Source organism: Brumicola pallidula DSM 14239 = ACAM 615 (assembly GCF_000428905.1).
Classification (GTDB): Bacteria; Pseudomonadota; Gammaproteobacteria; order Enterobacterales; family Alteromonadaceae; genus Glaciecola; species Glaciecola pallidula.
Map to the genome: position 1 here is coordinate 436078 of NZ_KE386815.1, position 17144 is coordinate 453221.

General features: G+C 40.1%; 18 protein-coding genes, 1 tRNA gene, 1 other RNA gene and 1 riboswitch. Of the genes, 3 read left to right on the plus strand and 17 right to left on the minus strand.

Annotation, left to right across the window (positions count from 1 at the left end; all coding sequences use genetic code 11):
• Positions 1-93 precede the first annotated feature (93 nt).
• The 8 genes from G399_RS0115895 to G399_RS0115930 all read right to left on the minus strand — a co-directional run bounded on the left by G399_RS0115895 (position 94) and on the right by G399_RS0115930 (position 5853).
• Positions 94-579: a GNAT family N-acetyltransferase gene (locus tag G399_RS0115895; RefSeq protein WP_006010808.1), complete on the minus strand. Its 486-nt coding sequence runs from the start codon at positions 577-579 to the stop codon at positions 94-96.
• Positions 570-980, minus strand: a complete 411-nt coding sequence (locus tag G399_RS0115900; RefSeq protein ID WP_006010806.1) for a hypothetical protein — start codon at positions 978-980, stop codon at positions 570-572. Before G399_RS0115900 ends, G399_RS0115895 begins: the two co-directional genes overlap by 10 nt.
• Positions 981-1117: 137 nt before the next feature.
• Positions 1118-1194, minus strand: a tRNA-Trp gene (locus tag G399_RS0115905).
• A 69-nt stretch (positions 1195-1263) separates the two neighbouring features.
• A complete protein-coding gene (locus G399_RS0115910) occupies positions 1264-2058 on the minus strand; it encodes a phosphotransferase (RefSeq protein WP_006010802.1) in 795 nt (264 codons plus the stop codon).
• 14 nt (positions 2059-2072) lie between these two features.
• Positions 2073-2666: a nicotinamide riboside transporter PnuC gene (pnuC, locus tag G399_RS0115915; RefSeq protein ID WP_006010800.1), complete on the minus strand. Its 594-nt coding sequence runs from the start codon at positions 2664-2666 to the stop codon at positions 2073-2075.
• The gene (locus G399_RS0115920) at positions 2663-2920 is read right to left on the minus strand and encodes a YkoF family thiamine/hydroxymethylpyrimidine-binding protein (RefSeq protein ID WP_006010799.1); all 258 of its coding nucleotides are present in this window, start codon (positions 2918-2920) and stop codon (positions 2663-2665) included. The genes pnuC and G399_RS0115920 overlap by 4 nt, the downstream gene beginning before the upstream one ends.
• A 12-nt stretch (positions 2921-2932) precedes the next feature.
• On the minus strand, positions 2933-5122 hold the full coding sequence (locus G399_RS0115925) for a TonB-dependent receptor (protein ID WP_006010798.1): 2190 nt from the start codon (positions 5120-5122) through the stop codon (positions 2933-2935).
• A 51-nt stretch (positions 5123-5173) separates the two neighbouring features.
• Positions 5174-5276, minus strand: a riboswitch (TPP riboswitch).
• 163 nt (positions 5277-5439) lie between these two features.
• On the minus strand, positions 5440-5853 hold the full coding sequence (locus tag G399_RS0115930) for an acyl-CoA thioesterase (RefSeq protein ID WP_006010797.1): 414 nt from the start codon (positions 5851-5853) through the stop codon (positions 5440-5442).
• Between the two features lie 79 nt (positions 5854-5932).
• On the opposite strand from G399_RS0115930, the gene G399_RS0115935 reads away from it, so the two are divergent.
• Complete coding sequence (locus tag G399_RS0115935) at positions 5933-8155, plus strand: tRNA(Met) cytidine acetyltransferase TmcA domain-containing protein (protein WP_006010796.1); 2223 nt, start codon at positions 5933-5935, stop codon at positions 8153-8155.
• A 115-nt stretch (positions 8156-8270) separates the two neighbouring features.
• On the opposite strand, the gene G399_RS0115940 is transcribed toward G399_RS0115935, so the two are convergent.
• The 6 genes from G399_RS0115940 to G399_RS0115965 are packed head-to-tail and all read right to left on the minus strand — an operon-like array spanning position 8271 to position 13220.
• A complete protein-coding gene (locus tag G399_RS0115940) occupies positions 8271-9536 on the minus strand; it encodes a tetratricopeptide repeat protein (RefSeq protein ID WP_006010795.1) in 1266 nt (421 codons plus the stop codon).
• A 3-nt stretch (positions 9537-9539) separates the two neighbouring features.
• Complete coding sequence (locus G399_RS0115945) at positions 9540-10148, minus strand: energy transducer TonB (RefSeq protein ID WP_006010794.1); 609 nt, start codon at positions 10146-10148, stop codon at positions 9540-9542.
• A 1-nt stretch (position 10149) separates the two neighbouring features.
• A complete protein-coding gene (locus tag G399_RS0115950) occupies positions 10150-10548 on the minus strand; it encodes an ExbD/TolR family protein (protein WP_006010793.1) in 399 nt (132 codons plus the stop codon).
• A gap of 11 nt (positions 10549-10559) precedes the next feature.
• Positions 10560-11084: a MotA/TolQ/ExbB proton channel family protein gene (locus G399_RS0115955; protein WP_006010792.1), complete on the minus strand. Its 525-nt coding sequence runs from the start codon at positions 11082-11084 to the stop codon at positions 10560-10562.
• A 1-nt stretch (position 11085) separates the two neighbouring features.
• Positions 11086-12450: a MotA/TolQ/ExbB proton channel family protein gene (locus G399_RS0115960; protein ID WP_006010789.1), complete on the minus strand. Its 1365-nt coding sequence runs from the start codon at positions 12448-12450 to the stop codon at positions 11086-11088.
• Positions 12450-13220 carry a DUF3450 domain-containing protein gene (locus tag G399_RS0115965; protein ID WP_006010788.1) on the minus strand — a complete coding sequence of 257 codons (771 nt, stop codon included), beginning with the start codon at positions 13218-13220 and terminating at the stop codon, positions 12450-12452. The genes G399_RS0115960 and G399_RS0115965 overlap by 1 nt, the downstream gene beginning before the upstream one ends.
• Positions 13221-14033: 813 nt before the next feature.
• On the opposite strand from G399_RS0115965, the gene G399_RS0115970 reads away from it, so the two are divergent.
• The gene (locus G399_RS0115970; RefSeq protein WP_006010786.1) at positions 14034-14312 is read left to right on the plus strand and encodes a late competence development ComFB family protein; all 279 of its coding nucleotides are present in this window, start codon (positions 14034-14036) and stop codon (positions 14310-14312) included.
• 28 nt (positions 14313-14340) lie between these two features.
• On the opposite strand, the gene ffs is transcribed toward G399_RS0115970, so the two are convergent.
• Both ffs and G399_RS0115975 read right to left on the minus strand, forming a co-directional pair.
• Positions 14341-14437, minus strand: an RNA gene (gene ffs, locus G399_RS21790) — signal recognition particle sRNA small type.
• 82 nt (positions 14438-14519) lie between these two features.
• Positions 14520-15566 (minus strand): Glu/Leu/Phe/Val family dehydrogenase, encoded by a 1047-nt coding sequence (locus G399_RS0115975; protein WP_006010784.1) that lies wholly within the window; start codon positions 15564-15566, stop codon positions 14520-14522.
• A 437-nt stretch (positions 15567-16003) separates the two neighbouring features.
• On the opposite strand from G399_RS0115975, the gene G399_RS0115985 reads away from it, so the two are divergent.
• Positions 16004-16471 (plus strand): Lrp/AsnC family transcriptional regulator, encoded by a 468-nt coding sequence (locus G399_RS0115985; protein WP_006013947.1) that lies wholly within the window; start codon positions 16004-16006, stop codon positions 16469-16471.
• Positions 16472-16488: 17 nt separating this feature from the next.
• Here G399_RS0115985 and maiA read toward each other — a convergent pair whose 3' ends face one another.
• Positions 16489-17142 carry a maleylacetoacetate isomerase gene (gene maiA / locus G399_RS0115990; RefSeq protein ID WP_026843807.1) on the minus strand — a complete coding sequence of 218 codons (654 nt, stop codon included), beginning with the start codon at positions 17140-17142 and terminating at the stop codon, positions 16489-16491.
• Positions 17143-17144: the final 2 nt, after the last annotated feature.

Sequence of the window (17144 nt, forward strand, 5' to 3'; positions counted from 1 at the left end):
TCGTTAAGTTGGCGTAAATTAAAGGGCGCAAATTCAAAGGCCCGAATTGTACCCTCTTCGAGACTTTTTTTGAATGCTAAATGAAGATAAAGGCTATAAGATTTTTTTCATGATGTAGGCATGTTCTCGGGGTGCAATGACCGTAATTTTATTATTGATATGTGTCACATGTTCCTGACCTCTTTCGGTTTCATAATAATTTTTACGTTGGCCGATGAGTTCAAATCCCATTGAACGGTAAAGTTCGATAGCAGGCGTGTTACTAAATCGTACTTCTAAATAGATAACAATTTGCTGCATTTGGGTCGCTAGGATAAATGATGATTGAATTAATTGTCGACCGATACCCTTATTTCGCTGATTAACTTGCACTGTGATATCTTCGATTGTTAATTCGTCTAAAATACTCGACAACAACACAAAGCCAACCGTAATTTCATTTTTCTTGGCGACTAAAGAAATACTGTTTAAGGCGCTTTTTTCAAACGTACTATACGCCCAAGGATTCACTCTATCAGTTTTAAAGATACAATAAGCAAGCGCAACCTCTGCCTCAGTAAACGCTGATATTACGACCATTCTTGTGTCATGAACAGATCTTGTAAGGCTTCCCACAACTGTTTTTTCAACAACGGTGATGTCAATGTATTTGCATCGGGTGTCATGAGTATATTATTTTTCAAAATAATAGTTTCACTATCCTGAATTTGCCAAGTAAGTCCGAGTTCGGCAATACTAGTGACATTAAAAACAGCCAGTATTTGTTTAATAAATGTGTCGGCTTGATCAATAAACTTAGCTTGCTGAATGGCAGGATTATTCGATTCGATATCGCAAGTATCGTCGCGTAGTTCATACAATACGATACCCATCGCCTGCAGCGTTGCCTTCTGATAATCACTCAAGAGGCTATTTTTTGAGGCGCTTTCTTCAGATGCACTGCTGCTAGCTTGCAGCGGACTCGGTTTAGGCGAATACAATGTGGCTACCCTTTAATTTTTTGCTTATTTATTGCGTCAACTAAGCATAGCCAAAATCTGAATTTGATAAAAGGTTTTTGTAGCTAAAATGATGAGTGATAGCAAAATAGCCCACGCAAATTGGAATAATAAGAAAGTGGCAGGGGTGGAGGGACTCGAACCCCCAGCCATCGGTTTTGGAGACCGCTGTTCTACCAATTGGAACTACACCCCTGCAGTCAGGCAGAGTATACGTTGACGAATGAAAAAAGAAAGAATTTTATGACATCAATTGCATGACAGCTTAAATTTTAGGCGCAATACCAACCGCTTGGTGCCACAATTGGTAAGTTAATTCCATAAAACTGGCCTGCTGAGAACAGCCGTCATAGACTACATTGATAGGAATATTATTTTTCTTGGCGTAGGTAGTTAATAGCAAATCGTGCTGTTGAGTATTAAGATTATTTACTTTGGCACAGGAAAGAATATCAAAATAGCGATTTCCAATACCTGCATACTCCCAATCAAGAATTAGTTTAGTCGGCACACACAAGTGTGCCCATACAAGGTCATTGTGGCAAAAAACCTGATCATGCGAGGCCAATTCTCTGCCTCTAATCCATTTTTCGGTTTCTTTTGTTATCTCATCAACTAAACAAAGGGATGGATTTACCAACGTCGTCAAATACTGATGCCATTCTTTTGGTAAATCAACCAATTTGGCTTTTATATTACTCTTGTGCACACGAGTCAGTGCGGTAGCTAAGGTATGTATATGTCGATCATCAAACACTAACAACATTTGGCTTGTATGCTGCTTTATCCACTGTTCAACATAAATACCTGTATCAACTGATAAATAGATAGGTTTGGGCGCCAAATGCTTATTAAAGAGGCTTAATTGTAACTCAAAGCGTTCCTGACGGTCGATGCAAAGTGAGCTTTCACCTTGAAACTCCTTTACCATAAATTCCTTAGAATCATCATTCAGATAGTAAGAACGATTAATTGCACCACCCGATAATGGATATACTATTGCATCCTCAGTTAAACCGAGAGGCGTTTTTAATAGCCTAATTAGCTCATCATTTTGCACTTAACGCCCCGCTTTCATGTTAAATTTTTACGCCAATTTAAAAATCCATAAATTGACATGGCAGTGTACAAAAACATCAATAGACAGACCAAGTAGAGTCCGCTCTGAAACATTAAATACCCACTGGCAGGATTGACAACTAACCAATAAACCCAATTATCGATTTTTTTACGTGCTGTCATTACTGTCGCAATAACAGAAAATACAGCAGTTCCTGCATCTAACCATACCCAATCGCCAGAGAACCAATGCTCGCCAACTTTAGCTAATAACAGCGTCGCAGCAATACCAACACCAATCAAGAGTAAGTGAGCTTTGACGCCCACACGAGTAATAGCCAGCGTTGGTTTGTCTTTTACTTCCTTCCAACTCAAAAAACCGACCACCGCCATCAAGATATAATAAAAGTTTAATAGCATTTGAAAAATCAAAGTGACTTCCCAAAATAGATAAACAAAAATAATAGTGCTGACAAAAGCGCAAGGCCAACACCATATATTTTGTCTTGCTGCCAAGATAACGTATAGCACAGAGAGCACCACGGCAAGCAATTCCAACAAACTCTGCTGCTGGAATTGCTGCGCGGCTATATCGAAAAACTCAGTCACTCACCTGAGCCCATTTTATCACCATTTAAAAACTTACAAACGAACACGGCTTGGCCGGTTTCGCTGTAAGTTTGCTTCATCTCTCGGCCTAAGACGGCCATAACATGCTCGTATTCACCCCTAATAATAGTGCTCGCTGCAGACGTAGTGGTTTCAAGATGCACGTCTTCATTTAGTCTATCAATGAAACCCTTTATAGGAGCTATGTACTTTTCATTTAATGGATACAAGGAAATATCAACGACAAGTTTCATTTTACTTCTCCTTTAAAAACGGTAGGTTGCAGTCACACCAAGTTGGCGCTCCTGACCAAATTGATAGTATGGTTTTGACCCTTCGTAGCCGTCCCTAGGATCATTATTGAATCCACCAAAACCTCTTGTAGGTAGTTCCCTATCAAATATATTCTTGGCCCATAGTTGCACTAGTATATTTCCCTGTTGCCAATTAACGTCGGTATTAAATACTGCAGTGAATGGCGCTCGTTCATTGTGCCCAACAGAAAAACGATGACGGTCTTTACCTTCAAATTCAACTACCCAAATGATGTTGTCAGTGACTGCATAACTAGTGGACGTATAAAACGTTATTTTAGGAGCCTGAGCTTGTAATTGTTTATCTACAAAACTGCCATCAACAAGCTGATAATTGCCAAAGGTTGCGTCAAGATAACCGACGTTGACTACAGCACTCAGTCGGTCGTTTAACTGCCAATTGCTTGAAACTTCGATACCCTTGTTAATACCGGTATCTGCATTTCCAATCACATCGATGAATTCAACTGCACCGCTACCATCCTCTCTGTTCAACACAGAGAAGTCACTCACTTGAGCATCTTCTCGTTGCATGTAAAAGAAAGTAAGCGACAAATTTGCTTTAATACCACTTGAGGTGTCTATTTTACCTTTAATACCAAGCTCATAATTCCAGTTATATTCTGGAGAATACAATCGGTCTTGCTCCGAGACCCGCTCATCTGCATTGAATCCGCCTGCCTTATAAGAACGCGAAATACTTGAATAGAATGTCGCTTTTTGCAGTGCATAGCTCGCCGTTAATTTACCTGCCAATAAGCTATCGTCGAGTACTTCAACAAAATTATTACTATCAACATAATCGGCATCAAACTTTTCTACCCTTGCACCTGCTGTAATTGACAATGGTTCAGATAATTGCCAACTACGTTCACCATATATGGCAATTGAGTTGGGTTCATAAAGACTGGTAAAGTCTGCAGCGGCATAAGTATAGATTCGAGTAAGATCCTGTTCACTTTGCTGATAATAAAAGCCGATTACCCAAGGAGAGCTAGCATCAGTAGAAGCGTATCTTGCGTCTACCGTCTGGTTACGTACCTCTCTTTTATACTGGTCAAACGAACTATACGTTCCGGGATGAAAATCAACAAAGGTCCAGTCTTCATCGTAACCATAATCAAGATCAGCATTTAACGTAGTAAGCGAAAGGGTAAACGAGTGTTCTCCTAAGTCTTGTATGTACTTAATACTTGCAGCTTGCGTTTCGGTGCGATCAAAGCCTGGCTCATCGGAACGTGTTTTGTTGTCGTTGTCCAATGAAAACGCATCGTAGCCGTTGTCGACATCAAAATGATAAAGCTTAAGTTCAAGTTCTGCTGTATCTGACAAAACATAGTCGACTGCAAGTTTGGCATTAAACTCGTCAATATTATTAGTGTCGTCGCGGTTTAAGTAAATATTTTCTACAAAACCATCGCTCTTAACATGCTGCATAGCAATACGCGCGTTTACACCGTCTACTATTTGCTTAGAATAGGCGGCGCTATATCGTTGCGTATTGTATTCTGCGAAACTTCCTTGCAAATAGCCTTCTTGGCTATCAGTCGCGGTGTTACTGACTACTTTAATGATGCCAGCCAATCCTGTCGCACCAAATCCAGTCGATTGTGGTCCAGACAGGACCTCTACTTGTTGAACGTCAAATAGCGCACCTAAGCCGCCTAATCCGGAAAAATTAATTTCATCAACAATAAGAGCGACCGACGCGTTAATTGGTTCGGCAAATAAACTGCGCTCGCCTATCCCTCTAATTTGAATGAATTTGCCGCGTGAAGCACCACTGCTAAAATTCAGGTTAGGTACGATACCAACAATATCTTCTAGGTGTTCAGCTTGGCGTAAATCTAACAATTGCTCACTAATTACGACAACGCTACTGGCTAGATTACCGGGACTACGCTGACTAAAGTCGGATGTTACTATTATGCGTTCAATGCCAATATTTGCAGCCTTATTAGCAGAAGCATCAGTATTTAAAGTGACACTGGCAATGGGATTTGCGACCGCCGTAAGACCCATGCCCGCACTTAATACGGCAAGTGTTATTGCACTAGCAATTCTATTTACAGTAAATAATTTTTTGTAATGACTTGATGTTGTGACGTTAGGTAATTGATTTAGTTTTTTTGTATTTTTCATTTGGTTCTCTTCATATCGGTAGAAAAGAGCCGGTGTTGGAGCAGGTAATTGATGTGTTTATACAACCATTCCTACGCCGGTACTAACCGGATCAGGTAAATAAGGGTTCTCAATAGAATCTCAGCAGCAAATAGCTGCACCCCTTGGCTAAACGCGATTTAATTATCGCGTTAAATGCTATGATATCAATTAAAAATAGAATGTAAATCAATCGTTTGACTAATTTTCATATTCTAGTCTCTAGTTAACATAATTGTTACAAAACAAGCACACTGAAGGTCTCGCGAGCACCTTATTGCTTATCGGAACTAGGTACTCTACTCTATATTTAACGCTCTCATTTCCTGTTCTGTTTGTAATAACAAGCCCTCCATTGTTTTATCATGTTCGACAGGCAACCTTGTTACTGGGTCTACTCTCACAAATACAATATCATCCGCAAAACAGATGGTTTTCTTTGTCGCCTTATTTCTCACTAAACAAGTTACTGTAATTGAGGTTCTACCTACTTTTTTGGTCGCTAATCCAAATTCAACTATGTCGCCCTGTGTGGCAGGCGATTCAAATGATATTTCGCCAATATGTTTAGTCACTAGACAGTTTGTTTCTAATTGACAAATGGCATAGATCGCAGCCTCTTCATCAATCCACTCTAGTGCCCTTCCACCGAACAAAGCATTCGCATAGTTCAAATCATTTGGCATTACTAAACGTCTGGATAAAAAACGCATTTTTTTCCTTATCAATGTAGAATAAATAGGTTCGCAATACCCATTATAAAAGAGAGCACACAGATTGATAGGCAAATTAATGATTGATTGGTTAGCAAAAAGACAACAGCAACCAAGTCATAGACAATTATTGCTAATTTCTGGCGACCTTGATTGGTGTCAACGGCAAACCGCATGTCTGCTTGCACAAACAAAAGCCCCTTCCTTGTTACTAAGTAATGCTGTCTTGAGTTTTGATAACAACGCCCAATTAAATTTTGTAACGTCGTGCCAAATATCTCAATATAAACAGCAATTAGGAACTGAGTATGCGCTCGTCATTTACAATGCTTTCGATGGTCTTAAGCCCAGCGCTCTTTATGCGGTAGAAGGTACTATTGGTAAATCTGGTTTACTCGTGATCATGTGTCCAGACTTAAAGGAATGGCAACATTATGAGGCTGCGCATTCAGGTATCGCTTTTAGCTACAATACCCAGCATGCAACGAGCCTGTTCATTTCAAGAATGAAAGAAATCTTGTTAAAAGATTTGAATATTGCCTACATAACCCCAAACACTGCGCATCTACCCTTCGCTTATACGAGGCAAAATACGCAGCATGAACATTTACTAGGGGCCTTAACGTCGCAACAGCAAATGGCATTCAAATCGGTGTTAAGTAATGCTAAACACGACAAATCAATTGCGCTTATAACCGCTAAACGCGGTAGAGGGAAATCCACATTGTTAGGACAAATAGCAGCTGCATTCGCTATTCAAGGCGAGGATACTCGTATTTATATCACCGCACCGCATATTAATAACGCGCAACGAGCACAAATAGAATATAAGCAGGCCATAGCGAATTCGAATCTTGACACAATTAATACGATCCGCCGCAGCGGCCAACAACTCAGCAAACTTGAACTGACGTTTATTGCACCAGACCAATTAGGCCACTTACCAAAAGCCGCTCTATTAATCGTAGACGAAGCTGCAGCAATCGCCCCATCAATTGTATTGTATGCCTGTCAAAACTTTGCTCATGTTGTTATGGCAACTACGCTTGCTGGATATGAAGGAAGTGGACTGGGTTTCAGAATACGTGTTTTACCTAAACTTAAGATACTGAGTGACGCACTGACTTGTGTTGAATTACATAAGCCATTGCGGTGGTACAACGAGGATAGTTTAGAAACTGTATTTAGTCTTATATTTGCCCCCTTTGTTAAAGACACAACAGCCCAGAATAACTACATGACATCGCCCACCGACTCCCTGTTGCACAACACTCAGATAGAAGCCACACACTCGTACTTTCATCAATTAAATAAACTCTGGCTAATTAAAAATGAGCAAATATTGGGACAAGTATTTAATTTGCTAATACAGAGTCACTACCAAACCACTCCTGATGACTTAATGCGAATTCTTGACGCATCAGAGCAACATATTGTGGTGCTGACAAACAGTGCTGACATCAATGCTCCTTGCCTTGCAATTTCTGCAGTTGCTATTATTGCACAGGAAGGCAATATTGCATTTTGTGAAAACGACTCACTGTTAGCCAAGATCATATGCTCACAACGACGGGTTAACGGGCATTTAGTTGCTCAAAACCTAGCGATGACATTCTGTGATGGATGGTTTATGACAGCCAACAGTTGGCGCATCAGTCGCATTGCAGTCAAGCCAGACCTCCGGCGACTGGGACTTGGTAAAATGTTACTACAAGAAATTAGAATATTGGCACAGCAAAGTGCGGTTGACTTCTTATCCACGTCGTTTGGTTTAACCAGTGAACTAAGCTACTTTTGGCAATCACAAGCTTTTACACTATTAAAAATTGGCGCTCGAAGAGATACATCCAGCGGCGAACATAGTGGCATCATGTTCATGTCGTTAACCGAACAAGCAAGCGATACTTTTGATTCTTACCGTAATGTGGCAATAAACGATATCGACTACTTTTTAAAACACCTATTAAAAAACAGTAAAGACATTAACTCGGTTTTACTGACTCAAATCGTTATTCAGCATCGCTTAGAGCCAAACATTTTATTAGATAAGCATGCTACACCTGCTACTACCCACTATTTACGCAGCACCCAGTTTATTAATAACAAACGAACTTTCGTTAACGCTGCTGCAAGTATTTACTATCAGTTAGATAAGCTAAATATATATGCTTCAACAGAATTGTATACGTTATTTATACAAGCACACCAAAAGAATTTGTCCAAACAAAATAAACAACAAATACTCTCGAAACTCAAACTCAAACTAACAAATACCATAGAAGCGGTTAACCATCCGCCGTAATTTCTTAACAATAATATTGCTTAAAATATAAAGTAGCCCTTAATGAATCCTACCAATGACTTAATTTTAGACAAAAAAAAGCTCCGTTAAGGAGCTTTTTATGTTGTGAACCAAGTTAGATTTGAATGCCTCTATTTGAGGCTTTAGTCTTTATGTAAGGTTCCCAAGCTAACGCGTTTTTGCGAAGGCTTGTATCTTTCTTAGCTTCTTGTGCAGCGGCCAGAGCTGCTTTGTAATCACCTAAATAGAAATAAGCTTCGATAAGAGCAAAATGCACTTTACCTTTGCTTTCTTCATTATCGATCAGTGACATCTGCAACGCTTCAACTGCGCCTTTGTAATCACCCGCGCTTAACAGCATTGAACCTTGTCTACGATAAAGTTCTGGATCTGATGAAAACTTTGCAGCTTGACCAAAATACGATGCCGCTTTCTTGAAATCGCGAGATTGAAAAGCAGAATTCGCTACCGCAGATAAAGTAACTTTATCTTTGGGTATTAAACCTGATTTCATGTGCTTTTCCATCAATACAGTAGCACGGTATGGTATACCATTTACGCTATACAATTGAGCCAGCTGTTTATGCTGAGTCGCGGTTGTTAAGTGACCCTGCATATAAGCGAGTTCAAACATAGTAAGCGCCATTTTGTAGTTCTCAGTAATCTGATAAAACAAACCTGCGTTCTTGTACCATGCTTCCGAGTCAGGAAAAACTTGGAGCGCCGTTTCGATAACATCGATGGCTTCCTGATATTTCTTCTGATCATAGTAAACACTCATTTTTATCGCATATGGGGTTTCTTTTGCCGGATCCAAGAACTGAATTGCCTTGTCTGCCGGCGCGATAACTTTATCTAATTGCTTCATCTCTTTATAAGCATTGGCAATTTTAAGAAACGTCATCCCGTCATCCCTGCAAGTAAACGCCATCCACTTTTCGAACCACATTATCGCTTCTTCATATTTGCCGGCTTCGTACTTTAAATCGCCAACTAACTTGATAATAGGAGCGTGGTCGTTATCGTTTAGTATTTTGGTTATTACCGCACGTTCTAAATAATCAGCTGCTTCTAACCGTTTGCCTGGTTCTGAAACCAGTAATTGGCCTAAAAACCTATCAACAGATGCTCTGTCAAATGGGTCATCAGCTTCAATTTCGTATAGCAAATCAATCGCTTCCTTGACCAAATCTTGGTTATAAGCTTCGAAGGCTTTGTTTAGCTTCTTACCTACTTTCTGACCTAACAATTGTGTTTTTGCTGGCTTATAACCAGGACACTGAATTGCTAAGTTGGCTTGTGCCATTGATAGGGTCGAATACGACCCCATCACAAGCGCCGAACCGATCAACAATGAAGCTTTGAGAGATTTAAATTTCATGGCTTATTCTCCTAGCTTAAAGTCTAATTGAACTTCGAGCCCGAATTGTTTTTGAGCAACACCATCCACGATCTTCGGACGGTACTTCCACTTGCGAAGTGCACGCTTGGCATTGCGGTCAAAGATTCGTTTTGGATCGGCATCAATTACGTCAACATCTTCCACGCCACCCAGTTCATTAATAGTGAATGACAAACGTACCCAACCTTCCTTGCCATCGCGAGCTGCTTGTGGCGGATAGTCTGGTGGTATACGCACAATTGGCGATGCATCGCCATCACGCATTGCACCTATACCACCTACTGACGTTGTTATACCACCTGTATCGACAGAGGGTATTGACAAACTAAAGCCAGATGCATTTGGATCAGCTTGGTCAGGTTCAACCAACTCAATCTTTGGCGGCTCTTGCGGTGGCGGTGGTGGCGGTGGCGGCTTTCTCACACGAGTCTGTAGCTCATCGTCAGGCTTTTGCATGACAATGTCAATAACCGGTGGAGGGGGCAGCGCACCCATCGCTTTTCCGTCGTTTTCGATCAATTTTGCCATAACAACAAACAAACCAAACGCAATTGATGCACCAAGTAAAATGGAAACTATAATTCTAACCATGTTAACCCCTTACCGCAATTGCAACGCGGTCAATACCGGCTTCCTTCACTTGATCCATAACTTTTACCACAACGCCATGTTTGGCTTTGGTGTCGGCCTGAATAAAGACAACTTCTGAAGGTTGCTCTGACAATAGTTTCTCAAGGTTAGCCGAGACAGCTTCTACTGAAATCTCTCGTCTATCCATCCACACATTGCCATCTGCGGTAATCGCAATAAATATATTTGCCTTCTTCATTAACACTGCAGTTTCGCCATCAGGTTTATTAACATCTATGCCCGCTTGCTTAATAAAAACAGTCGTTACAATGAAGAATATTAGCATTATGAAGACAACGTCCAGCATCGGCGTCATGTCGATCTGAGCGTCTTCTTCCTCAACTCTTACTTTACGACCCATTATAATCTCTCTTAATGATGTGGCAGGCTATCGACTAATTTCTCTCTTGCCATTTTAGCTTTCGCTTCAAGGCGTGAACTGAAAAACAGTCCAGAAAGAGCTGCAACCATTCCAGCCATCGTCGGAATTGTTGCCATCGAAATACCAGCAGCCATTATTCTTGGGTTACCAGTGCCTTGCGTTGCCATACTCTCGAATACACCGATCATGCCGGTTACAGTGCCTAATAATCCAATCAATGGACACATGGCCACCAATGTACGAATAATAATCAACCTTGCATTCAAAGCGTCTGACGCTTGTGAAATCCACGTGTCACGAATTCTATGCGCATACCATGAAGTAGTATCTTTTCTCGCATCCCAGTCGGCTATAATTTGCTTCTTAACCCCTGGAAATACTGAACTAAAATACCAATAACGCTCGACCATTAAAATCCACATTAGGACGAGTGCAGCAGCGACGAAATACAACACGTCACCGCCGGTAGCGATAAAGTCCCTGACAGATTCCCATAATCCAATCAGGTACAACATATTAAGCTTTCTCCGACTCTGCGCTAGTTGCAATGAAGCCAGCTGTTTGCTCATCTAATACATGAACAATTGACTTCGCCTTTGCAGCAACAAAACTATGCACCAAAATAAGTGGTAACGCTGCAATAATACCTTGAGCTGTTGTTACAAGTGCCATAGAAATTGAACCAGCCATGATCCTTGGGTCGCCTGTACCAAACAAAGTGATTTGTTGGAATGTCTCAATCATACCAAGTACCGTACCTAATAGACCGAGTAAAGGGGCAATTGCCGCAAATATCTTGATGATGTTGATACCTCTATCTATGCTCGGTAATTCACGCAAAATAGCTTCATCTAATTTCAGTTCTAAGCTTTCAACATCAGCTGCTTTGTTTGCTTGATACACAGTTAAGATACGACCCAATGGGTTTTTAGTATTCGGCGTATCAATGTTCTTAAGCTGCTTGCTCATTTTTGCGCCAATAGTAGAAAGCGTTAGGAACTTGTATAAACCAATTAACAAACCTATCACTAGCATGACCGTAATTGTATAACCTACCGGTCCACCAGCATGATATCTTTCGATCATGGTTGCTTTTTGCTTAAACAGATTCAGGATCGCGCCTCTGGACGGATCAACAAAGACCGGAATGAAACCATCCGATGCTGTCGCATTAAAAATATCTTGAGTTGTTGCAACTTGATAACCGTCTGGTTGGCGACCTAATGGTTGCACAGTGCCATTAGAGTCATCGTAAACCAAATAACCTTGAGTTCCGATTAAGTTAAATGTGCCAATACGCAAGACTGTTTGCATTCCTTTACCGCCATCCAGATTAAGAACTTCTGTTTCAAATTTTTCAACTTGACCAGACGCTGTCATTTCTGTTTGCAGGGAAAACCACAGCTCTCTTAATTCGCCAATGTTTGGCAGACCTTTTGAATCTTGTGCCATATCAGCTAAAAATACGTCGCGACCAGGATACTGAGCACTAACGATTGAAGTAGAAATTCTACCATACGCATCAGCAGAAGCTTGACGCACAACACCAAACATTTCGCCAAGGTCACCCGTTGCTATGTCTAATTCAACTTCTTTATCAATTAATGTTTGTTCATTAGCAGAAAATGAGTTGGCCAAGCGATCACCGCGCGTCTCTTCCGCACGCATTTCAGCTTGAGCTTTACGCAAAAGGCCTTGCTTGTCAGCGCGGTCTTCGCGGAACTCTGCTTCACGTTGCTCATTAACACGGGATTGAACTGTGCCTTCCTGTTTTACTTTTTGCAGTAGGTCTTGCAATGTTGTTGACGACTGTGCTTGTGCAAATGACGCTACACAAACCATTGTCGCTGCAGCAACAAGTGTTTTAATTGTTGTTTTCATTATAATTTATCCGCAGCTTTAATTGGTAATTTGATGAGATCTTCAGGCACTAAGCCTTGCGCCATGCGCACTGCTTGAATAATAGAGTTAAGATACTTATCGCCTAATTTTTGATAACTGCGTGCATCGTTGTCCCATGCCCAAGCATGCTTTTGATCTTTTGACAGCGCTAGTAAAGCAGTTCGACCTAACATAAAGAAATCAACAGATATTTCCTGACCACTATCTTCGATAGTACCGGCGTAAGTCTCAATTTTTGAACCATATTCATTTTCCGTCTGATATGCTTCAAGCACAAGGCGAAAACGTTCCGCAACTGTCACGCTTGAGTTAGACATAACGTCACGAAGTCTTTGGACGCGAGCTGTTCTCTCTTCGATATTGATTGGAATATCGAGTTTAATAAACTCTTCAAGACTGTTTATCATCTTAAACATCAATGGAACGATGTTTTGCTTAGTCTCATCAATTGAATCAATCTGACGTTGCAGTGAATCAATGCCACGTTGTTGGTCTGCCACTAAATTGGCCAAGTAGTCATTATAAACCTTTAAGCTTTCCGTCGAATCAATGACGTTTCTATATTCCGCCAATAATTCCTGTGATTGTTCGAAAAGGTTATTAATTTTTTCTTGAGATTGCGCTGCTGCTTTATGGATCTTAGCTTCTTCATTTTGTAAATCCCGAAGCTGATCTGCAGAGACAATCGAAGCATTCCCCAGTGCTAACGCACCCAGAATGCATGATGCTATTTGAGTTCTCTTGCTCATTTTGGACATATTCCCAACCATAGTTTTGATGTTCACGCCCTTATAAATAAAGGACGTCGTAATTATAATAATCATAGTCGTGCATTCATTAGAACGATGCACTCGCCTTAGATAGTCACAGGATGTTATGTGAATGTCAAGAAAACGGATAGGCTAACTTTTAAATTATTACGCAATTTATGCCCCTTATTAATGAAAAAATTAATAAAAAATTAATAAAAAATTAATAAAAAAATAGTGGTAATAAATGCATAGAATTAAATTAAGCAATTAGCACTTTTTTACTTGATTTTTACAACAATCTGCGATTCCAAAAATACCATCAATTAAAAATAGTGTGTAAATACAAAATACTAATTTTACAATGCGAGTTCCTTCCGATGCTTTACTAGCGCTAAAATATTCAGCAACAGTTGATATTAATGAGCTTATTCATCATATTCTTTGTGCAAAGCCCTCGCGTTTGCATCATTAGTACTAAGAGGACTTGGACACTTTTTTCGTGGCTTATTAAATAATTAAAGCGACGCACAAACCCGCATGAAGCTGCCATAGCATTTATATTACTAATCAGTACAGATATTACGACCTTCATATTAGATAGAGGTTCCTGCATCAATTAAACAATTTGCCTCATCGTTGTCTTTGCGACTGCAATTATTACCGAATTCGAGTTTTTAACAAAATACGGAAATACTTTATATAGATTTGGATTTAAAATAATAAATAGCTATATAGCATTCTGGTTTCGTATTTTTAGCCGATATGTCTTAAACTATAAACAGTAACGATAAACCAACAATGGTGTAAGATATGAGATTAGATGAAGACATTCACAACTATTATGAACATTTGGTGTTAGACAAAATTCAAACTCTTGGCTTTAGTCAAAGCAAGACAGCTGACTTTTTAGCCGACCTTACCTGTTTGGTATTGAATCAATTACCGCCCCGATATATTCGATTTGAAGTGGACATGGCATTTTATTTACCGATGTCAGAGCGCAGACAAATGGAAATGAACGTATCGCATGCCATAAGCAACGTGGTTAAGTATTTAGAAACGCATCCAAAAAGTGACGATACCGAATAGAAATGTTCAAAAAAGGAGATTGGGTGGCAAGCCCCAGCCACATCTCGGCACATAAGTCCTTCGGTACGGCTGCTCCCTTCCGGGCCTGACCGAGTTTCCAAAATATCATTGCGAGAGAACCAGAGCTCACCATAGAAATCGTCTTGAGTTCAAGACGGCGTGGAGTATGCCGATTTCTGCGATTACTTGCAACCGCTACAAACCAATTTATTTAAATTTTAATTCAGCTATCGAGTCAGCCACTTTAGCCGTAGCTAACCCGCTCTCCTCTGCTTCCACAAAAATCGTTCGCAAAGTTTCACCAATCTGGTTTAAATGCTGACGTAATTTATCTACATTGCTGTCTGAGCGCTGATGATAAATGTCAATAATACCGCCTGCGTTAATGACGTAATCCGGTGCATACAAAATACCGTTGTTGGTTAATTTAACCCCCATTTCGTCTGACGCTAGCTGGTTGTTTGCTGCACCAGCTACAATTCGGGCTTTGAGATGATCAATATTCTGATGGTTAATCGCGTTACCTAAGGCACATGGGGCAAATACATCAACATCAAGCAAATCGATTTGATCGACGCTAACTTCGATAGCGCCAAATTCAGCGACCGCTTGGTTAACACCGCTAGGAAATATGTCAGCCACATAAAGCTTGGCGCCCGCATTGTAGAGGTGCTCAGCTAACCTAATGCCAACATGTCCCACGCCTTTAATCGCGACTTTCTTACCTTGTAAGTCGGATTGGTAGACGTGTTTGACTGCCGCCTTTATACCAGCAAAAACACCATAAGCGGTTGCTGGGGCAGGATTACCATCCGCAATACTGCCGTCAAAACTGTACTTGGAAAAGGTACCACTGACATGTTTTGTATTTTCAGACATTAATAAGATGTCAGACACCGCAATGCCCGAATCCTCGGCTGTAATGTAGTTACCTTTTAAGGTATCAACGAAGTGACCCATTTCACGCATCATGTCAGGCGTTTTATCTTTACGAGGATCGCCAAAAATAACTGCTTTGCCGCCACCTTGCGCTAACCCGGCCATTGCTGCCTTGTAAGTCATCCCTCTGGATAGTCTCAGTACATCGGTCAACGCTTCTTCAGAATTAGCATAATTCCACATTCTACAACCACCTAACCCGGGGCCTAGATTTGTATTGTGCACAGCAATAATTGCTTTTAATCCTGTTGCTTTATCATGGTAAAACGAAACTTGTTCATGCTCTGCAAACTCTCGGTGGTCGAAAACTGACATATGTACCTTAATTGTTGAAATTGTTATTTTTTGTCATTGTTACTATTATTTTGTTAATCTTCATGTTTTTGATAATGCATCTTTTGATAATGCATTTTTTGATAATGCATTTTTTGATAATGCATTTTTTGATAGTGCATTTTTTGATAATGCATTTTTTGATAGTGCATTTTTTGATAATGCATTTTTTGACAATGCATTTTTTGATAGTGCATTTCTAAATAGTGCATTTCTAAATAGTGCTTTTCTAAATAGTGCATTTCTTGATGCTATAACTCACTGCAGATTGTAGCCGAAGATTTAGAGGACGTATCTTGCGATTTACACTTATATAGAAAATAGTTGTTCACTAAATGTATTTATTATTTTCTATTTATAGGATATCTATCCTATAATGGTCGAGACATAAGTGATACACCTCTCACCACGGAATAAAAATGAAGTTAGATAAGTTTGATCGAGAAATTCTAAGAGTAATGCAAAGAGACGCAACGGTATCAATGGCAGAACTAAGCCAATATGTTGGTTTATCCCATACTCCTTGCTGGCGCCGAGTTAAACGCATGGAAGCTGACGGGGTTATTCGTCAAAAAGTAACGCTGCTAGACAACAAGAAACTTAATCTTGGTGTCTCAGTTTTCATTTATGTTACGCTAAAAAACCATGATGGTGATTCACTTGTCGATTTTGAAAAAGCCGTCCAAGAAATTGTCGAAATAGTTGAATGTCACACCACTAGTGGTGAAAAAGACTATCTGTTAAAGGTTATTGTGGAAAGTATTGAAGAATATGAGCAACTGCTCAAAAATAAACTCACGCACCTTCCTTTAGTTGATCATTTGAGTTCTACATTTGCACTAAAACAAGTTAAAAATACGACAGAGCTTCCTATTAAAAATATATAAACTCTGTCATTGCCGCCTCAGGCTGCGTCTGACTGTGCTTCAGGCTTGGCTTTTTGAAAAGCCTCTAATTCATTGCAATTGTCATAAATTTTTTGAATCAATGGAAAGCGCTGCATATTGACCCTAAATCGCAGCGCATTATATACTTGCGGAATAAGGCAGACATCAGCTAGTGTTATATCGTAACCGAAACAATACTTACCTGAACGCGTCACGAGTCTCTTTTCTAATGCGCTAAATCCCTGTTCAATCCATTTCACGCACCAAGTTTCAGTTTGTTCGCTGCTGGCTTCAAAGTCAGACTTAAGGCTTTGTAAAATCCGCAAATTTGTAACGGGTTGAAGGTCACAAGCAATATCTTGTGAAAGAGCCCTTACCCTGGCTTTATCTAGCGCATGAGTAGGCAGCAGCGCTGGCGTATTAGGGTATTTATCATCTAAATATTCTATAATTGCTAACGATTGGTTAAGCACAATATCTTCGTCATCATCAACAAAAGTAGGTACTAACATTGAGGGGTTTATGCTGCTGTATGCATGACTCCGGTGTTGGCCTCCATCCTTCACCAAATGCACAGGCACGTAGTCAAAATCAAGCTGTTTTAAATACATCGCTATCCTTAAGCGATAAGATGCAGATGAACGCCAATAACCATATAATTTAAGACTCATTA